At 57.8% G+C, this 637-nt stretch carries 1 protein-coding gene and 1 pseudogene; both read right to left on the bottom strand.

The window, feature by feature from the left end; genetic code table 11:
* Window positions 1-93: pseudogene (locus JI62_RS23060) on the bottom strand (electron transfer flavoprotein subunit alpha/FixB family protein); the annotation flags it as partial.
* 70 nt (window positions 94-163) lie between these two features.
* The coding region (locus tag JI62_RS22170) for an electron transfer flavoprotein subunit beta/FixA family protein (protein WP_141101347.1) at window positions 164-637 on the bottom strand (474 nt) is incomplete at its 5' end.

Below are 637 nucleotides of genomic sequence, written 5' to 3'. Positions count from 1 at the left end.
ATCGCCACCGATGGCTTGGGCGGCCGCCACCACGTGGGCAGTGGCGCCGGCCAGTTGGCCTTCGTGTAGATCCGCAAGTACCAGAATGCTCATGGCATCAACTCCTTTCAAAGCTCTTTTCTTAAAGTACGGTTTTCAAAGCACTTATCTTAAAGAGCTTATCTCAAAGAACTTTGGCTTCGTTTTTGAGCTTGTCGATCAGCTCGTCTACCGAGGCGACTTTGACGCCGCCCTTGCGCTCGGCGGGCGACTCGACTTTGAGCAGGCTGACCTTGGAGGCAACCTCAACGCCGTAATCGGCGGGGGTTTTCACATCCAGCGGCTTTTTCTTGGCCTTCATGATGTCGGGGAGCTTGGCGTAGCGCGGCTCATTCAAACGCAGGTCGGTGGTAACAATCGCCGGTAGCGTCAAGGCGATGGTTTGCAGGCCGCCGTCGACTTCACGCGTCACGTTCAGCTTGTCGCCGTCGACTGTGACTTCCGAGGCAAAAGTGCCTTGGGGCAGGCCGGTCAGCGCGGCGAGCATTTGGCCGGTCTGGTTGTTGTCGGTGTCGATGGCCTGTTTACCCAGCACCACCAACCCCGGCTGTTCTTCTTCGACCACTTTGGCCAACAGCTTGGCCACGGCCAGGGATTC

It is taken from the genome of Halomonas campaniensis, from assembly GCF_002211105.1.
Classification (GTDB): domain Bacteria; phylum Pseudomonadota; class Gammaproteobacteria; order Pseudomonadales; family Halomonadaceae; genus Vreelandella; species Vreelandella campaniensis_A.
This window is presented reverse-complemented; position numbering and strand designations above follow the sequence as displayed.